Annotated in this window: 17 protein-coding genes; 10 read left to right on the top strand and 7 right to left on the bottom strand. The window is 63.3% G+C overall.

All coding sequences use genetic code 11. The features are described from left to right. Nucleotides 1–201 precede the first annotated feature (201 nt). Complete coding sequence (locus tag B9A11_RS11105) at nucleotides 202–1,080, top strand: RNA polymerase factor sigma-32 (RefSeq protein ID WP_083499837.1); 879 nt, start codon at nucleotides 202–204, stop codon at nucleotides 1,078–1,080. Continuing rightward, nucleotides 1,077–1,844, top strand: a complete 768-nt coding sequence (locus B9A11_RS11100; protein WP_058247597.1) for a ChaN family lipoprotein — start codon at nucleotides 1,077–1,079, stop codon at nucleotides 1,842–1,844. Before B9A11_RS11105 ends, B9A11_RS11100 begins: the two co-directional genes overlap by 4 nt. A 1-nt stretch (nucleotide 1,845) precedes the next feature. On the opposite strand, the gene B9A11_RS11095 is transcribed toward B9A11_RS11100, so the two are convergent. The 6 genes from B9A11_RS11095 to B9A11_RS11070 all read right to left on the bottom strand — a co-directional run bounded on the left by B9A11_RS11095 (nucleotide 1,846) and on the right by B9A11_RS11070 (nucleotide 8,489). Continuing rightward, nucleotides 1,846–3,858: a M3 family metallopeptidase gene (locus tag B9A11_RS11095; protein WP_058247596.1), complete on the bottom strand. Its 2,013-nt coding sequence runs from the start codon at nucleotides 3,856–3,858 to the stop codon at nucleotides 1,846–1,848. A gap of 91 nt (nucleotides 3,859–3,949) precedes the next feature. Continuing rightward, nucleotides 3,950–4,699, bottom strand: a complete 750-nt coding sequence (locus B9A11_RS11090; RefSeq protein ID WP_058247595.1) for a hypothetical protein — start codon at nucleotides 4,697–4,699, stop codon at nucleotides 3,950–3,952. Continuing rightward, complete coding sequence (locus B9A11_RS11085; protein ID WP_058247594.1) at nucleotides 4,696–5,730, bottom strand: HesA/MoeB/ThiF family protein; 1,035 nt, start codon at nucleotides 5,728–5,730, stop codon at nucleotides 4,696–4,698. The genes B9A11_RS11090 and B9A11_RS11085 overlap by 4 nt, the downstream gene beginning before the upstream one ends. Then, nucleotides 5,730–6,185: a dUTP diphosphatase gene (dut, locus tag B9A11_RS11080; protein ID WP_058247593.1), complete on the bottom strand. Its 456-nt coding sequence runs from the start codon at nucleotides 6,183–6,185 to the stop codon at nucleotides 5,730–5,732. Before dut ends, B9A11_RS11085 begins: the two co-directional genes overlap by 1 nt. A gap of 38 nt (nucleotides 6,186–6,223) precedes the next feature. After that, entirely contained in the window at nucleotides 6,224–7,423 is a 1,200-nt protein-coding gene (gene coaBC / locus B9A11_RS11075) for a bifunctional phosphopantothenoylcysteine decarboxylase/phosphopantothenate--cysteine ligase CoaBC (RefSeq protein ID WP_058247592.1), read from the bottom strand. A 73-nt stretch (nucleotides 7,424–7,496) separates the two neighbouring features. Then, on the bottom strand, nucleotides 7,497–8,489 hold the full coding sequence (locus B9A11_RS11070) for a TraB/GumN family protein (protein WP_058247591.1): 993 nt from the start codon (nucleotides 8,487–8,489) through the stop codon (nucleotides 7,497–7,499). Between the two features lie 81 nt (nucleotides 8,490–8,570). Here B9A11_RS11070 and B9A11_RS11065 point away from each other — a divergent pair, with 81 nt between their 5' ends. Further along, entirely contained in the window at nucleotides 8,571–9,239 is a 669-nt protein-coding gene (locus B9A11_RS11065; protein WP_058247590.1) for a DUF2161 domain-containing phosphodiesterase, read from the top strand. Here the strand turns inward: B9A11_RS11065 and B9A11_RS11060 are convergent. Further along, nucleotides 9,221–10,144 (bottom strand): DMT family transporter, encoded by a 924-nt coding sequence (locus B9A11_RS11060; RefSeq protein ID WP_234988799.1) that lies wholly within the window; start codon nucleotides 10,142–10,144, stop codon nucleotides 9,221–9,223. The two genes, B9A11_RS11065 and B9A11_RS11060, sit on opposite strands and share 19 nt — an antisense overlap. Nucleotides 10,145–10,554: 410 nt before the next feature. Between B9A11_RS11060 and B9A11_RS11055 the strand changes: the two genes are divergently transcribed. The 7 genes from B9A11_RS11055 (at nucleotide 10,555) to B9A11_RS11025 (ending at nucleotide 17,487) form a co-directional block, all read left to right on the top strand. Further along, the gene (locus B9A11_RS11055; RefSeq protein WP_058247589.1) at nucleotides 10,555–10,842 is read left to right on the top strand and encodes a co-chaperone GroES; all 288 of its coding nucleotides are present in this window, start codon (nucleotides 10,555–10,557) and stop codon (nucleotides 10,840–10,842) included. A 68-nt stretch (nucleotides 10,843–10,910) separates the two neighbouring features. Then, nucleotides 10,911–12,560: a chaperonin GroEL gene (gene groL, locus B9A11_RS11050; protein ID WP_058247588.1), complete on the top strand. Its 1,650-nt coding sequence runs from the start codon at nucleotides 10,911–10,913 to the stop codon at nucleotides 12,558–12,560. A 205-nt stretch (nucleotides 12,561–12,765) separates the two neighbouring features. Further along, entirely contained in the window at nucleotides 12,766–13,059 is a 294-nt protein-coding gene (locus B9A11_RS11045; protein WP_143595857.1) for a hypothetical protein, read from the top strand. Nucleotides 13,060–13,129: 70 nt separating this feature from the next. Then, the gene (locus B9A11_RS11040) at nucleotides 13,130–14,296 is read left to right on the top strand and encodes a hypothetical protein (RefSeq protein ID WP_058247586.1); all 1,167 of its coding nucleotides are present in this window, start codon (nucleotides 13,130–13,132) and stop codon (nucleotides 14,294–14,296) included. A gap of 188 nt (nucleotides 14,297–14,484) precedes the next feature. Next, complete coding sequence (locus tag B9A11_RS11035; RefSeq protein ID WP_058247585.1) at nucleotides 14,485–15,099, top strand: ribonuclease HII; 615 nt, start codon at nucleotides 14,485–14,487, stop codon at nucleotides 15,097–15,099. A 106-nt stretch (nucleotides 15,100–15,205) separates the two neighbouring features. After that, nucleotides 15,206–16,309, top strand: coding sequence for a site-specific DNA-methyltransferase (locus B9A11_RS11030; protein ID WP_058247584.1), 1,104 nt, complete (start codon nucleotides 15,206–15,208; stop codon nucleotides 16,307–16,309). Nucleotides 16,310–16,593: 284 nt separating this feature from the next. Beyond that, nucleotides 16,594–17,487 (top strand): DMT family transporter, encoded by an 894-nt coding sequence (locus B9A11_RS11025; RefSeq protein ID WP_058247583.1) that lies wholly within the window; start codon nucleotides 16,594–16,596, stop codon nucleotides 17,485–17,487. Nucleotides 17,488–17,565: the final 78 nt, after the last annotated feature.

Here is a 17,565-nt window from a genome sequence, read left to right as displayed (position 1 = left end):
GGTCGGGTCAACCCGGTACGCCGAAAGCGGCTTTTGCCCCGCCGCCCAATCCCGTTTTGTGCGTTGAAAAATCAGGGTTTGTCATGGGCGCATAGCGGGCACTCGAAAAAAATCCACGCCGAAAATGAACCAATCGGCGGGTTCGTGCGTAATACCTGTCAAAGCCCCACCTGAACGGGGCGCTAGAATGGGGAACCGCCGATGGCACTAGATGCAAATTCCGACCAGAGCTTTTCTCGCAAAGCCATGAAGGCAGAATTGCTGGATGCCGAGACAGAATTGGCGCTGGCCTATGCGTGGCGCGATCACCGGGACGAAGCCGCTTTGCATCGCCTGATCACCGCCTATATGCGGCTTGCGATTTCCATGGCAAGCAAGTTCCGCCGCTATGGCGCGCCCATGAATGACCTGATCCAAGAGGCGGGTCTGGGCCTGATGAAGGCCGCTGACAAGTTTGACCCCGATCGCGGCGTGCGCTTTTCGACCTATGCGGTCTGGTGGATCAAGGCGAGCATCCAAGATTACGTGATGCGCAATTGGTCGATGGTGCGAACCGGCTCGACCTCTTCGCAAAAGTCGTTGTTCTTCAACATGAAGCGTGTCGCAGCCCGGATCGAACGCGAGGCCGCCGCCGAGGGGCAAAAGCTCGACGGGCATCAGTTACGTCACATGATTGCGTCCGAAATCGGTGTGCCGCTGCGTGACGTCGAGATGATGGAAGGGCGCCTGAGCGGGTCCGATTATTCCCTGAACGCGACGCAGTCGGTCGAGGATGAGGGCCGCGAGTGGATCGACACCCTAGAGGATGACAATGCGCAAGCCTCTGAGATCGTTGAGGATGACCACGACCGCGCCCAGCTGCGCGACTGGCTGGTCGCGGCGATGGGGTCTTTGAACGAGCGCGAACGCTTTATCGTACGCGAACGTAAATTGCGCGACGAGGCGCGGACGCTGGAATCCCTCGGGACCGAGCTAGGCCTGTCCAAGGAGCGTGTCCGCCAGCTGGAGGCGGCGGCATTTACGAAAATGCGCAAGGCGCTTGAAGCGCAGTCCGGCGAGGTGCAACACTTCCTCGCATGAGATATGCTTGGATTTTAGCGCTTTTCCTGGCCCCCGCAGCCCATGCTGACGGGGGTTTTGGCGCGGATGTGCTGTTCTTGGGCGAGGTCCACGACAACCCCGCGCACCACCTGAAACAGGCCGAAATCATCACGCAAGTCGTGCCAAAGGCCGTCGTCTGGGAGATGCTCACGCCCGATCAAGCGGCGCGGGTCACGCCCGACGCGCAAGATTTGGGCGACCTGTTACAATGGGAAGAAAGCGGTTGGCCCGATTTTGCGATCTACGCCCCGGTGTTCGACGCAGCCAATGAAGCGACCCATTACGGCGCGGCCATCCCGCGCGATCAGGCGCGCGCCGTGATGCAAACGCCCATCGCCGAGGTGTTCGGGGCGGATGCGGCGCAGTTCGGCCTTGATCAGGCCTTGTCCGAGGATCAGCAAACCGCGCGAGAGGCCATGCAGATGGCGGCGCATTGTGACGCGCTGCCCGCCGAGATGCTACCGATGATGGTGGATATTCAACGGCTTAGGGACGCCGAGCTGGCGCGCCAAGCGCTGAAGGCACACACCGACACCGGCGGCCCCGTCGTGGTCATCACCGGTAACGGCCACGCGCGCATGGACTGGGGTGCACCCGCCGCGCTGACCCTCGCCGCGCCCGATTTGCACATCTACGCGCTGGGGCAGGGCGAAGCTGGTCGCGGCGCGCCGGATGGGGTTTTCAACGCCCTGAAAGAGGCCGCCCCGGTGGACCGAGGCGACCCCTGCGAGGCCTTCAAATAGATCAGGCCGCCAGCCCGCGCCCTTTCAGCAGCGCATCGACGCCCGGCATCTTGCCCCGGAACTGGGTGTACAGCTCTGCGGCGTCCTGCGATCCGCCCTTGGACAGGATGAACTCTTCGAGCCGTTTCGCCATCGCCGGATCGAACGCGCCCTCCGCCTCTTCGAAGGCGGCAAAGGCGTCGGCGTCCATGACCTCGGACCACATGTAGCTGTAATAGCCCGAAGAATATCCATCCCCGGCAAAGACATGCGCGAATTGCGGCGTCGCGTGGCGCATGGTGATGGCGCGGGGCAGGCCCATGGCCTCTAGCACTTCGGCCTGTTTCTGCATCGGGTCCGCGGGCGCGCTGCCGCTGTGGAACTCCAGATCGACCATGGCCGAGGCGATGTATTCCACCGTGGCAAAGCCCATGTCATAGGTCGCCGCCGCCAGCACCTTGTCCAGCAAGTCCTGCGGCATCGCCGCGCTGGTTTCGGCGTGGGTGGCAAATTCCGCGAGGACTTCGGGGACCTCCAGCCAGTGTTCGTACAGCTGCGAGGGCAGTTCGACGAAATCGCGCGCCACCGACGTGCCAGAGACCATCTCGTAGGTCACATCCGACAGCATCTGGTGCAGCGCGTGGCCGAATTCGTGGAACAACGTCCGCGCGTCGTCATAGGACAGCAGCGCAGGCTCCCCCTTGGCAAAGTTGCACACGTTCACGACGTGCGGGATGCGCGTGTCGGGGAATTTGCGCTGAGACCGGATGGCCGAGCACCACGCCCCAGAGCGTTTCGACCCGCGCGCGAAGTAGTCACCGATGAACACCGCGATGACCTCGCCGCCGCGCGACACCTCCCAGGCGCGCGCATCGGGGTGGTACAGCGGCACGTCCAGCGGCGCAAATTCCAGCCCGAACAGGCGCTGCGCACAGGCAAAAGACGCCTCGATCATGCGATCGAGCTGGAAGTACGGCTTGACCTCGGACTCGTCCAAATCATGCAGCGCCTTGCGGCGCTTTTCCGCGTAATAGCGCCAATCCCACGGCTCCAGCGGCCCGTCGATCCCATCGGCGTGCAGCATCTTTTCCAGCTCGGCCCCGTCGGCGACGGCGGCGGCGCGGGCAGGGGCCCAGACGTCATTCAGCAGCTTGCGCACGGCGGCGGGCTCACCGGCCATCTCGGTTTCCAGCTTGAAATGCGCGAAATCGGGGTAGCCCAGCAGCTTGGCACGCTCTTCGCGTAAGGAAAGCGTCTCGGCAGCGATGCCCCGGTTGTCGGTGGCCCCGCCGTTGGCGCCACGCGCGGCCCATGCCTCGAACGCGATTTTACGCAGGTCGCGGCGCGGCGAGAATTGCAGGAACGGCACCACGATAGACCGCGACAAGGTCAGCACCGGGCCACCTGCCTCGCGCTCTGCCCCCGCCGAGGTCATGGCGTTCACGAGAAAGCCGGGCAGCCCCTGCATCTCGTCCTCGGCCATGGGGCGGAACCAGTCGCGCTCATCGGCCAGCAGGTTCTGGGTGAACTGTGTCCCAAGCGCCGCCAGCCGCTGGGTGATTTCCTTCATCCGTGCGTCATCGTCGCCCTCCAGCGACGCACCCGCCCGGACAAACCCGCGATGCAACAGCATCAAAACGCGCGCCTGCTCATCTGTCAGGTCCAGCGTGTCGCGCGCTTGCCACAGCGTGTCGATCCGTTGGAACAGCGCCTTGTTGGCGTAGATCGCCGATCCATGCGCCGCGAATTTGGGGGCATAATCGCGCATCAAGGCTTCGCGTGCAGGGGTGCTGTCGGCGCCCGAGATATTGTAGAACACCCCCGCCGCCTTGCTCAGCAGCGGGCCGGTGCGGAAAAACGCCTCGACCGTGTTTTCAAAGGTCGGCGCATCGGGGTTTTCGGCGATGGCTTTCACATCCGTCAGATCCTGCGCCATGCCTTGATCAAAGGCTTCGGCAAAGTGTTCGTCCTTGATCAGGTCAAAGGGCGGCAGCGCGTGCGGCGTGTCCCAATCGGACAGCAAGGGGTTGGTCATATGGGGTCTCCTACGTCTGGGACTAAGCTAGGCGTGCGCGCGGCGGGCTTCAATCGGCGACGCTGTCGGAGCGGGATTTAGATTTGGTAAATCACGCCTTGGCGCAGCAGGAAAACCCGGCCCAGCGGCGCAGATAGGCAGCGATGGAGGGCTGGCCATCCAGCCGGTCGGCCAAAGTGCGGGCAAAGGCGCGCTGCTGATCGGCCTGTGCGGCAGGGCCGGTGGGGGTGTCCTCTGGGATCGCCTCAAAGGTATAGCCGTCTGCGCCGGGAAAGCCGTAATGCGCCTGCCCGCAGTCGAGGCAGATCACCTCCGTCTCGTACAAAGGCGCGCCCTGAAGGGCGATTGCAAGCTCGCTGGCCTTGGCGAGCGCCGCCGGTCCCACCAGCAAATATCCACAATTCTCATGGGTTTGCGCCTCTGTGATGCAATCCTCGGCGATCAGCGGCGCGGTCTTTCGCGCCCAATCGGCCAGCGCGGCCATCTCGGCCCCGTACTGCGTCCGCAACGTGTCAGCGGGCGCGGAATTGCCCCCGCAACAGGCCTCGGCCAAGACCAAGGCCATGCCATCCCCGGCGTGCAAGGCGTAGCCCGCGCAGTAAAGCACCCAAGACGCGAACTCCAGCACCTCGCGCCGCGCGGGCATCTCTAGCAGCCACGGCAAGGCGGCCCAGGTCACGGGGTAAAGCGTTTCCTGATGGTGCAGCTTTTCCCAGAACAGATCGCGTGCCAGATCGGTGTGCCATTCGGCGCTCAACGCCCGCAAAACGCCGGGGACATCCTGTACGCCATAAGGGCCGAACAGCGCCCCCCAGGCGGGATGATCCAGCGGCAGCTTCACCCGCAGACCGGGCAGTCGGCGCGTTTCTTCAGCCCGATCTTGCGGGTCTCGCCCCACAGCGCGTCATAGATCAGCATCTCGCCGCGCAAGACCGCGCCCGCGCCGATGATCTGCTTGACCGCCTCGACCGCCATCATTGAACCGACCACGCCGGGCAGGGGGCCAAGCACGCCCGCTTCGGCGCAGGACGGGGCCAGCCCTTCGGCGGGCGCTTCGGGGAAAATGCACTGGTAGCAGGGGCCACCATGGGCCGGATCAAACACCGACACCTGCCCCTCCCACTGGCTAAGCGCGCCTGAAATCAACGGCTTACCCTGCGACACGCAAATCCGGTTCGCCAGATAGCGCGTGTCAAAATTGTCGGTCCCGTCCAGCACCACGTCATAGTCGCCGATCAGATCCTCGGCGATGTCGCTCGTCAAACGCCGCTGGTAGGGGCGCACCTCAAGGTAGGGATTGACCGCCTTCATGGCGCGCTCGGCGCTGAACACCTTCGGCTCGCCAATGTCCTGATCGCGGTGGATCACCTGCCGTTGCAGGTTGCCCACGTCAACTTCATCGTCGTCGATCACCCCGATGGTGCCAACCCCCGCCGCCGCCAGGTACAGCAGGGCAGGCGACCCAAGGCCCCCCGCGCCAATCACCAACACCTTGGCTTGCTTGAGCTTTTTCTGCCCCGGCCCGCCCAGCTCGCGCAGCACGATATGGCGCAGATAGCGGTCCAGCTCGCCATCGGCGAAGGTTCCCTCGGGCTTGGTCACAGGCGGCTCCTTTTGTTCGGCCCTGTTTCGTAACTTGCCCAGCCCCATGCGGTAAAGCAGCACCAAGGCCGCAATCCCCAGCAAGATCAGCCAAGGGGCCGCACGCCCGCCGGTCGCCACCCGCAGCCCGTTGCCCTCAGGCAAAACCAGCTGGGCCAAAACCACCACGCCAAGGATGCCGCAAATCACGCCCCAGCGCAGCCGCACCGGCGCGCGCATCACCGCGCCCAAGGCGTAAACCAACAGGCAAAGCCCCAGCACCAAGCCCATCAGTCGCGCCCCGTCGAGCCGAACCCGCCGCTCCCCCGCACGGTCTCGGGCAATTCCTCGGCCACCGCAAAGGACGCCACCACCACCGGCGCCACCACCATCTGGCAAATCCGCTCACCATGGCGGATCACAAACGGCTCACTCCCGGCGTTCATCACGATCACCCCCAACGGCCCGCGATAATCGCTGTCAATCGTGCCGGGACTGTTCGGCAAAGTGATCCCATGTTTCAGCGCCAACCCGGACCGAGGCCGCAACTGCACCTCGTATCCTTCAGGAATTGCCATCCGCAGCCCCGTCGGCACCAAGGCCCGCGCCCCGGCCTCGAGCACAACCTCGCCGCGATCCGGCAGGTTCGCCCGCACATCGGCCCCCGCGGCCCCCGCCGTCTCATAGGCCGGCAAGCCCAAAGACCGATCGGCCCCGGCGTCCCACGCAAAGATGATCTCGACCATGGCTTCTTCTCTTTCCAAATATCCAAACTGCAGTGCGCTCACCCCGCGCTCAACGCCTCGGCGATGCGCTCCGCCAGCTTCTTTGCGACCTCGGCCTTGCCCATGCGCGGCCATTCTTCGACCGCCTCTTCAGAGATCAGCAAAACCGCGTTCTCGGACCCGCCCATGATCCCCGTCTCGGGCGAGACATCATTGGCGACAATCCAGTCACAGCCCTTGCGTTTGCGTTTGGCGGTGGCGTGGGCCTGCACGTCGTCGGTCTCGGCGGCGAACCCCACAACCAGACCGGGCCGCCCGTCGCCCATCTGCGACACCTCGGCCAGAATATCGGGGTTTTCGGCAAACTCCAGCACCGGCAGCGCGCCGTTGACCTTCTTGATCTTGCTGTCTGACGCGGAGGCCACCCGCCAATCGGCCACCGCCGCCGCGAACACCCCGGCATCCACCGGCAAAGCGCCCAGCACCGCCTCGCGCATCTCGCGCGCGCTTTCCACTTCGACCACCTGCACACCCAATGGCCGCGCCGCGTCGGCGGGACCGGTGACAAAGACCACCTCGGCCCCCAAGTCGCGCAACGCATTGGCAATCGCCGTCCCCTGCGCGCCCGACGACCGATTGGCAATGTAGCGCACCGGGTCGATCGGCTCATGCGTCGGGCCAGAGGTCACCAGCACCCGCTTGCCCGCCAAAGGCCTCGCCGCCAGCGCAGCGCGCAACGCCTCGACAATCTCCAAGGGCTCCGACATCCGCCCCGGCCCATGCTCGCCGCAGGCCATATCGCCGGAATTCGGCCCGATCACCCGCACCCCGTCCCCTTGCAGTGCCTTAAGGTTGCGCTGGGTCGCCGGATGCTCCCACATGCGCACATTCATCGCAGGCGCAATCATCACCGGCGTATCGGTCGCCATCAGCAGGGTCGAGGCCAGATCGTTGGCCAACCCGCCCGCCATCTTGGCCATCAAATCCGCGGTTGCGGGCGCAACCAGCACCAGATCGGCCACGCGGGACAGCTGGATATGGCCCATCTCGGCCTCTTTGGTCAGGTCGAACAGATCGCGGTGGACCTCTTCGCCCGCCAGCGCCGACACGCTCAAAGGCGTCACAAATTCCTCGGCGGCGCGGGTCATCACGGGCGTCACCTGCGCGCCTTGTCCGCGCAAAAGGCGGATCAGTTCGAGACATTTATAGGCGGCAATCCCGCCGCCGATGATCAAGAGTATCCGTTTGCCCGCCAGCATCTTGCGCCCTTTCGTCGTCCCTTGCGGGGTCACTATGACGGCAAAGCCCGTGCCTGCAAGCCCTGCGAGACGCTTAAAACGGCTCTTGTGTCAGCACAAAGCCTTGATCGGCCAGCAGCTGTAGCACGCCTTGATCGCCGCTCAGATGGCCCGCGCCAAAGGCGGCGACCACCGGGCCGTCGGTCTGGGCAGCAGCGTCAAGGATCACCGGAATCCACGCCTGATTGCGCTGGTTGATCAACGTTTCGGTGAACATCTGGTAGACCTGTTGCGACTCGCTTTCGTCCAAGGGAGTCAGGCGGGGCGACAGCAATTCCAGCACGATCTGGATCTCGGCGTGGGCCTCTTCGAAATAGCCCGCGAGCAGGGTTTCGAACATATCCTCGCCCACCTGCGGGCCGGTCAGGGCGGACAGCATCACCTTCACCTGCATGTCCAGCGGCACCTGCCCAAAGGCATCCAAGGCGGTGTCGAACGGCTCCAGCGCGCGGGTCGGCACTTCGCTGACGTCGGCCAACGCCTCTAGCCGCGCGTCGAGGCCATTCTTTTCCGTCAGCGCCGCTTGCAGGCAGGCGGGCACCGCCAGCAGCATCGACACGTACCACGGTTGCAGCTTGGCGGCCATGACGGGGGGCAGGCCGCGCGCCTCTATCGCGGCGGACAGCATCTGCCAGTCGTCCTCGTCCATCAGATCGGGCAGCGAGCTGCCTTGCAAGATCAGCATATCCATCCGGCTGGCGAGGGTCTGTTCCATCTCGGCCTGCTCGGTCGCGGTCATTTCCAGCAGCAGCACCCCGGCATTCTGGATCAACGGACGCAGCCGCGTGTACGGCCCGTCCAGACGCGGGTCCGCAAGGTGCATCGTGCCGATCAGGTGGATTTCCTCGTCATCCTTGACCGCTTTCCAATGGTTGCCCGTGGCAAAAGGCGTACGCCCAAGGCTTTGTTCCACAAAGACTTCATCCTCGGGGGTCAGCGTCGCGCGCAGATCTTGGCCGGTGCAGGTCGCCCCCGCAGCGGTGCTTAGCCCCAGCAGGCAGCAAAAAGTCAGTAAAAAGCGACGCATAAAATTCTCCGGTTGTGCCGGGGCATCATTTAGAACCCGCGCGCGCTGGACAAGCCCCAGAACGACGCTAAAGCTGACGCCATGAAGCGGGAGAGTGAACTTTACGCGCCGGTCAAGGCGTTCTTGTTGCGCCAAGGCTATGAGGTCAAAGGCGAAGTCGGCGCGGCGGACCTGGTGGCCATGCGCGAGGACGCGCCGCCGGTAATTGTCGAGCTCAAGCTGCGCATCACCCTGTCGCTGTTTCATCAGGCGGTGGCGCGGCTGGCGGTGACCGATCATGTCTATATCGCCGTGCCCAAACCCACCGGCAAAACGGCGCGGCGGGCGCTGAAAGACAACCTGTCGCTGTGTCGCCGGCTGGGTCTGGGCTTTATCACCGTGCGCGAGGATCAGACGGTCGAGGTGCACTGCGATCCCGGTCCTTTTGCCCCGCGCAAGAGCAAGGTGAAACAAGCCCGCCTGCTGCGAGAGTTCCAACGCCTGCGGGGCGACCCGAACGAGGGCGGCGCGACTCGCCACGGCATCGTCACCGGCTATCGGCAGGACGCCTTGGCCTGTGCGCGCTTTTTGACCGGGGCAGGGCCGTCACGCGGGCAGGACGTGGCGAAATCCACCGGGGTGAAACAGGCCACGACGATCATGCGTTCGAACCACTACGGCTGGTTCGAAAAGGTCGAAACCGGGGTCTATGCCTTGACGTCCGAGGGCCGCGAAGGACTGCGTCACTGGGGTTATTCGCTGGAGGATTGAGCCATCGCCAACCGCTCGCGGTGCAGCGTGTACAGCCCCGAGGCGACGATCACCGCACAGCCGAACAGCGTCCAACCGTCGGGCAGATCGCCGAACACCAAAAACCCGTAAAGCGTGCTCCAGATGATCAGCGAATAGTGCAGCGGCGCAAGGACCACCGCCTGCGCCATGTCCAGCGCCCGGATCACAAGCACTTCGCCCAGGGCCGAGCAGACGGTCATGCCAAAGATGACGGCCCAGACGCCCCAACCCTGCGGGGTTTCCCAGAAAAACGGCTGCAACAGCGAGGCGACCAGAGTCGCGGTGATTGAGGTATAGGCCACCGTTGTCGCCACCGGATCGCCCCCCGCCAAGAAGCGTGACAGGATTTGCCGCGAGGCGAACAGGCAGGCCGCCAGCACGACGAAAAAGATCGCCGGGTGGAACACGCCAAGGCCGGGGCGGATCACCACCAGCATCCCGGCAAAGCCGATGGCCACGGCGATCCAGCGCCGGATGCCGACGGTTTCCTTTAGCACCAGCGCGCCCACCACGGTCACCACGAAAGGCGCGATAAACGACACCGCTGTAGCATCCGCCAGCGGCACGTCGCGCACCGCAAACAAGAAACACACCGCCGAGGCGACCGCCGCCAACCCGCGCGAGATTTGCAGCACCGGGTTCTTGGTGCGCAGAAGATGCGTGCCGCGCATGGCGATCATCACCACAACGCCAAGGAACAGCCCCAGCAGGCGCAGCCAGACGATCTGCACCGGATGCAGCGTTTCCGTCAGCACTTTGGCCTGCACATCGCAGGCGGCAAAGGCGAAAAAGCCAAGCGCCATCAGGACAATCCCGCGCATATTGTCGGGCTGCCGGACGGGCGGCGGGGCGCTGCGCAGCGGCGCGGCTTGGGGTGCGGGCATGTGGGGGCCTTTCAGGTGGTCTGATCTGTGGCAGACGGTCGCAGGTTAGACCCGATGGTCAGGAATGAAAAGCGGTGCGCGCCTATAGCGTCAAAAGTTTTGCCCAACCCTGCGTTCCGCGCGCCGACAGGAAAAGGGGCATGGCCCGGACCTCTTTACTATAGTCAGGCACTATCCGCCGCGCCGCCAGGCACAAGATCCGCGATGCTGCCGTGCAGCATGAAACGCCTACTGACAGCCGTGTAAAAATTTCCTTCACCAAAGCGCAAATTTTCCGCCCCGCCCCCGTTGACTCGCGCTTGGACGCTGCCTAACTCTGCGTCCGTTAGCACTCGACCAAGGTGAGTGCTAATGGTCTGCTCGATGAGCGAGGGACCTAGGGAGTAACTTTGAGCCAGGAGAACTCAGAGATGGCATTCAAACCGCTTCATGACCGTGTGCTGGTGCGCCGTGTGGAAAGCGACGAGAAGACCGCAGGCGGTCTGATCATCCCCGACAGCGCAAAAGAAAAGCCCGCAGAGGGTGAAATCGTCGCTTGCGGCGAAGGCGCACGCAAGGACAGCGGCGAGCTGATCGCCATGGCCGTGAGCGCAGGCGACAAGGTCCTGTTCGGCAAGTGGTCGGGCACCGAAGTCACCGTCGACGGCGAAGAGCTGCTGATCATGAAGGAAAGCGACATCCTCGGGATCATTTCCTAAGGCACGTCCCCGGCGCGCCGTAGGGCGGCCGTTTCTTCAAACCCCAACATTCATTCAGGAGAACGCACATGTCTGCAAAAGACGTCAAGTTCGATACCGACGCCCGCACCAAGATGCTGAAAGGCGTGAACATTCTCGCCGACGCGGTCAAAGTGACCCTCGGCCCCAAAGGCCGTAACGTCGTTCTGGACAAGTCCTTTGGCGCGCCGCGCATCACCAAGGACGGTGTCTCTGTCGCCAAAGAGATCGAGCTGGAAGACAAGTTCGAGAACATGGGCGCGCAGATGGTCAAGGAAGTCGCATCGCGTACCAACGACGAAGCGGGTGACGGCACCACCACCGCAACCGTTCTGGCTCAGGCCATCGTCAAAGAAGGCATGAAAGCTGTTGCAGCTGGCATGAACCCGATGGACCTGAAGCGCGGCATCGACCTCGCGACCGCCAAAGTGGTTCAGGCCATCAAGGACGCAGCCCGCACCGTCGAGAACACCGACGAAGTGGCTCAGGTCGGCACCATCTCTGCCAACGGCGAAGCTGAAATCGGTCGTCAGATCGCAGACGCGATGCAGAAAGTCGGCAACGAAGGCGTGATCACCGTCGAAGAGAACAAAGGTCTGGAAACCGAGACCGATGTCGTCGAAGGCATGCAGTTCGACCGCGGCTACCTGTCGCCCTACTTCGTGACCAACCCCGACAAGATGACCGCAGATCTCGAAGACTGCATGATCCTGCTGCACGAGAAGAAGCTCTCCTCGCTCCAGCCGATGGTTCCGCTGCTCGAGCAGGTCATCCAGTCGCAAAAGCCGCTGCTGATCATCGCAGAAGACGTCGAAGGCGAAGCGCTGGCGACCCTCGTGGTCAACAAGCTGCGCGGCGGCCTGAAGATTGCTGCTGTCAAGGCACCGGGCTTTGGCGATCGCCGCAAGGCCATGCTGCAGGACATCGCGATCCTGACCGGCGGCCAGGTGATCTCTGAGGATCTGGGCATGAAGCTCGAGTCCGTGACCATGGACATGCTGGGCACCGCCAAGAAGGTTCAGATCACCAAGGACGAGACCACCATCGTCGACGGTGCTGGCGAGAAGGCAGAGATCGAAGCCCGCGTTGGCCAGATCCGCAACCAGATCGAAGAGACCTCTTCGGACTACGACCGTGAAAAGCTGCAGGAACGCGTTGCCAAACTGGCCGGCGGTGTGGCTGTCATCCGCGTTGGCGGCATGACCGAAATCGAAGTCAAAGAGCGCAAGGACCGCGTTGACGACGCTCTGAACGCGACCCGCGCGGCCGTTCAGGAAGGCATCGTTGTGGGCGGCGGTGTTGCTCTGGTTCAGGCTGGCAAAGTGCTGGCAGGTGTCGAAGGCGAAAACGCCGACCAGAACCGCGGCATCCAGATCGTGCGCGCTGCTCTCGAAGCACCGCTGCGCCAGATCGCTCAGAACGCAGGTGTCGACGGGTCCGTCGTGGCTGGCAAAGTCCGCGAATCCGACGACCTCAAGTTCGGCTACAACGCTCAGACCGACGAATATGGCGACATGTTCTCCTTTGGTGTGATCGACCCGGCAAAAGTGACCCGTACCGCTCTGGAAGACGCGGCATCGGTTGCTGGCCTGCTGATCACCACCGAAGCCATGGTTGCTGACAAGCCCGCCAAAGAAGGCGCGGCAGGCGGCGGCATGCCCGACATGGGCGGCATGGGCGGCATGGGCGGCATGATGTAATCACCTGCCTCTTGGCAGGCGGTTCATCCGCTCACAGTCTAGGAAAGGGCGTCCTTTTGGGCGCCCTTTTTCTTTTGCGATGTTCCTATCTCGTTCTCCTGTTGTTGGTTTAACGTTAGGGTTGCATTTGCAGTAGGGAATACGTCTCGCACGAGGGCAGGAAAACGCTAAGCTTTTTATGGAAAGGTCGAATCCAGGAGCAGACATGAGTCGGCGAGACGCGAAAAAGATGATGGATTTACACCTGCCCGATACCCTGCGGAAACGGCTGATCGCCACCTCGGGGGAGGCGCTGCCCTTGGCCTATTTGGTCCGCCAAGCCTTGCGCCGCGCCATGGACAGCAGCACCGGCTGGGAAGAGGATGTGACCCCCGCCGCCGGCCCCCCCGTGCAGCTGCAACTGACCACCGAAGAACGCGCGCGGCTGGACATGTGGACGACGCAGCGCTCGGTCACGCCCGAAGTGGCCATCCTGTCGCTGATTTCCGCAACGGTTTGACCCCGCGCAATGCGCCTGACAGGTTTGCGCCGAAGATGACCGGTGCGAGATTCGGGTGAAAGGGGTTTTCATGAAAGGTTTTTACGGGGCGCTGCTGGCGCTTTGCGTCGCGGGGCAGGTCTGCGCTGACGAGGCCGCCCAGCAATTGGCCGTGGGCCAGGACATCTACATGGGCGGGCGCAGCATCGTCATGGATGCCGAGGGGCGCGACGACGTCTTTCTGGCGGGCGAACGCGTCGACCTGCGCGACCCGATTACGGGTAGCGCCCATCTGGCGGGCCGCTGGGTCGAAATAGAGGGCGCGGTGGCCGGCGACGTCTATGCCATGGGCCAGCGCGTGACGGTCGCGGATCCGGTGGCGGGCGATGTGTCGGCCGCGGCGCAGCGCCTGCGCGTCAATGCCGAGGTGGGCGGCGATCTGCGCGCCATGGCCTCGGAGATGAGCATCGCGGCCCCGATTGGCGGCAATGCCATGCTGACCGGCGAGATTGTCGAGATCGACGCTGAAATCGCCGGGGACGTGGTGTTCCACGCCAGCACGGTGCGCTTTGGCCCCGATGCCCGGATCGGTGGCGCGATCCGCATCTACGAAGAGGTCGCGAACACCGTTACTATTCCCGACAGCGTCGCCAGCCCTGATCAAATCGAGCGGCGCGGCCTGTCTGGCAACCCTCTGGCCCCCGACCTGTTCGGCCAAACCGCCAAGGATCAGCGCGCCGCCGCTGGCCTGCCCAAGCCCGCGCCAGAGCCAGAGCCGCTGCCCACGGGCTTTTTGTCCGGCGTGCTGGTGGTCGCCATCCTCGGGGCTCTGCTTGCCGTGATCTGGCCGCATGGCGTGGCAGAGATGCGCCGCAGCGTGCTGGGGACACCGGGCCGCGCGCTGGCGACAGGCTTTGTGACGGTCTCTGCGGTGATCGGCTCGACCATCTTGCTGGCAATGACCCTGTTCGGCCTGTTCGTCGCGCCGGTGTCGATCCTTGCGCTGATCGTGCTGTGGGTGCTTGGCTATATCGTGGGCACCTATGCGGCGGGCGTCTGGGTTCTGGGCTGGTTCGGCGGCGGCGAGCCCATGACCAACGGCGAGCGCGCCATGGCGGCGGGCATCGGCGCGCTGGGCGTCGGGTTGCTCAGCCTGATCCCGGTGGTCGGTTGGCTGCTGCTGCTGGTGCTCAGCACCATGGGGGCGGGGGCGGTGGCCCTGCGCATCCTGCGCCCACGCCTGTTTGCCGACGGCTGAAAGCGGCTTTAATAAGGCACCGCGCCCCTGTGGCGGATAAGAGACTCCTCGGCGGGGCGCTGCCGGGGATACCCACAGCCCGATATGTGGATAAGCCTGTGCATAGGTTTTTCGGCCCGCTGAGAGCCCCCTTGCTCGTACGGGCAGGGGACTCGACTCTTGGGCGGTGATGCGTTTCGTCGGGCGCTATGACAGCTCTGAACACGAATCTCGAACAGCCCTATTGGGATCAAGGCCTGCGCGTCGCGGGCGTCGATGAGGTGGGCCGTGGCCCCCTTGCCGGCCCTGTGGTGGCCGCAGCGGTGATCCTGCTGCCCGAAGCGATCCCCGACGGCCTCAACGACAGCAAAAAGCTGACGGCCAAGCGCCGCGACCTGCTGATGCCGCTGATCCAGCAAAGCTGTCTGGTGGGCATCGGCGAGGCGACTGTTGAGGAAATCGACGAAATCAACATCCTTCAGGCGAGCTTTTTGGCGATGAAAAGGGCTGTGGAAAACCTTCCGGAGAAACCTGGGCATATCCTTGTGGATGGAAATCGCCTGCCGGTCGGTTTGCCCTGCGCCGCGACCCCGATCGTGGGCGGAGACGCCCGGTCCCCCAGCATCGCGGCGGCCTCAATTGTGGCGAAAACATGGCGGGATGATGTCATGAAAAAGATCGCGACACAGTTCCCCGGTTATGGTTGGGAAACAAACGCCGGCTATCCCACGAAATGTCACAAATCTGCACTCCGAGATATGGGGGTCACCCCACACCATAGACGTTCGTTCAAACCCGTACGCGATATCTTGTGTCGAGACTAATTCGTAAAGCTCTGATTAAATAAAGAAATTGACGGTGATTCGAGTTTTCCGCAGATTCATCCCCAACCAATGAGCCCGAAAAAGGGCCGGGGACAGAGAGCAGAGAATGACGAAAATGACCAAGTTGAAGGGGGCTGACGGCCTCCCGCTCAATAGTATTTTGGCCGGCGATTGTATCGAGGTTATGAACAGCCTTCCCGAAGGCTCGGTGGACCTGATTTTTGCGGATCCGCCCTATAACCTGCAGCTGAAAGGCGAGCTGCATCGCCCCGACAACTCCAAGGTCGACGCCTGCGACGACCACTGGGACCAGTTCAACTCTTTTGCCGCCTACGACAGGTTCACCCAAGACTGGCTGAAAGCGGCGCGCCGGTTGCTCAAGCCCGACGGGGCGATCTGGGTAATCGGCTCTTATCACAACATCTTTCGGGTCGGCTCGGCGCTTCAGAACGAAGGCTATTGGATCCTGAACGATGTGGTCTGGCGCAAGTCGAACCCGATGCCGAACTTCCGTGGCAAGCGGTTCACCAACGCCCATGAGACGATGATCTGGGCGTCCAAATCCGAAGGCGCCAAGTACACCTTTAACTACGAAGCGCTGAAAGCCCTGAACGAGGGCATCCAGATGCGCTCTGACTGGGTTCTGCCGATCTGCAATGGCGGCGAGCGCATCAAGGACGCCAACGGCGACAAGGCGCACCCGACGCAGAAACCGCATTCGCTGCTGCATCGTGTGCTGGTCGGCTCGACCAACCCCGGTGACGTGGTTCTGGACCCGTTCTTTGGCACAGGCACCACCGGCGCCGTGGCCAAGATGTTGGGTCGCGACTTTGTCGGGATCGAGCGCGAGGCGGCCTACCGCGAGGTGGCTGAAAAGCGCATCGCCGACATCCGTCCCTTTGATTCCAGTGCCTTGCAGGTCTCGCAGTCGAAACGCGCCGCGCCGCGTGTGCCGTTCGGTACGCTGGTCGAACGCGGGATGCTGCGCCCGGGCGAAGAGCTGTGGTCGATGAACGGTCGCCACAAGGCCAAGGTTCGCGCCGACGGCACGCTGATCGGCGACGACATCAAGGGCTCGATCCATCAGGTGGGCGCGCATCTGGAAAACGCCCCGTCCTGCAACGGCTGGACCTACTGGTGCTTCAAGCGCGAAGGCAAAGTGGTGCCGATCGACATTCTGCGCCAGCAGATCCGCGCCGAGATGGAATAACCGTCCCTTTCAGGCATTCAAGAATTCAAGAACACCGCCGGTGCCCCGCTTCATGCTGCGGGCACTAACTGGCCCCGCCTGTCTTTCGACCGGCGGGGCATTTTTCGTCTTGGATTTGGCCCCAAGACACAACGCGAGGAGAAGACGCGTCTGGTAAAATCTGTCCTGAAAAGGGTGGACAGGCTGGGAAGCATCCTGTGCCTATCATGGTACCTGTTAAGAACAGGTTAGCGGCGGCACACTTGGGGCTTTCGCTTTGCGCTGCAGATGCTAAGCCTTGAGACATGGATATACGCGCGCTTTTGATGGGGCTGGCCTTTGCGGTCATGTGGTCATCGGCTTTCACCTCGGCCCGGATCATCGTCGCAGCGGCGCCGCCCCTGTCGGCCTTGGCCTTGCGATTCCTATTGTCGGGCCTGTTGGCGGTCGCGATCGCCTTGATCCTGCGGCAAAACTGGCGGCTCACGCGGGCGCAGTGGCGTGCAACCATCATCTTTGGCGTCTGCCAGAATGCGCTGTATCTGGGCCTGAACTTCGTCGCGATGCAAACGGTGCAGGCGTCGCTTGCGGCGATCATCGCCTCAACGATGCCGTTGCTGGTCGCCTTGGCCGGCTGGCTGTTTTTCCGCGATAAATTGCGCCCCCAAGCGGTCGCAGGCCTGTTCGCAGGCGTCTTGGGCGTGGCGCTGATCATGGGCGGCCGCATGAGCGCCGGTCTGGATTGGCAGGGCGTCGCGCTGTGCGTTGGCGGGGTGATCGCCCTGACCGTGGCCACGCTGAGCCTGCGCGGGGCGACCTCTGGCGGCAACTTCATGATGGTGGTCGGCCTGCAAATGCTGGTCGGCAGCGCGGCCCTCTGGCCGTTTGCTCTGACGCTCGAAGAGGTGGCGGTGCGCTGGTCGTGGCAACTGGTTGCGGCCTTCGCCTATACCACGCTTGTGCCGGGTCTGGCGGCGACCTTTGTCTGGGTGCTGCTGGTGAATCGCATCGGTGCGGTCCGCGCCGCGACCTTCCATTTTCTCAATCCCTTTCTGGGGGTTGCAATCGCAGCACTGCTGCTGGGCGAAGGCCTGCACCTGCTCGATCTCGTCGGCGTCATGGTCATCGCGGCCAGCATTCTTGCGGTGCAATTGGCCAAGCTTTCACCGCAAAACTCGAAAAAATTTGGCGATTCCTAGGGAAAACTGCCGATCCGGAAAGTTTTGTTTACCTCGTGGGGCTAGGACTTTGGTCCAAGCCGGTGGCGAATGCTGCCT

It is taken from the genome of Tropicibacter naphthalenivorans (assembly GCF_900176475.1).
GTDB lineage: Bacteria > Pseudomonadota > Alphaproteobacteria > Rhodobacterales > Rhodobacteraceae > Tropicibacter > Tropicibacter naphthalenivorans.
This window is presented reverse-complemented; position numbering and strand designations above follow the sequence as displayed.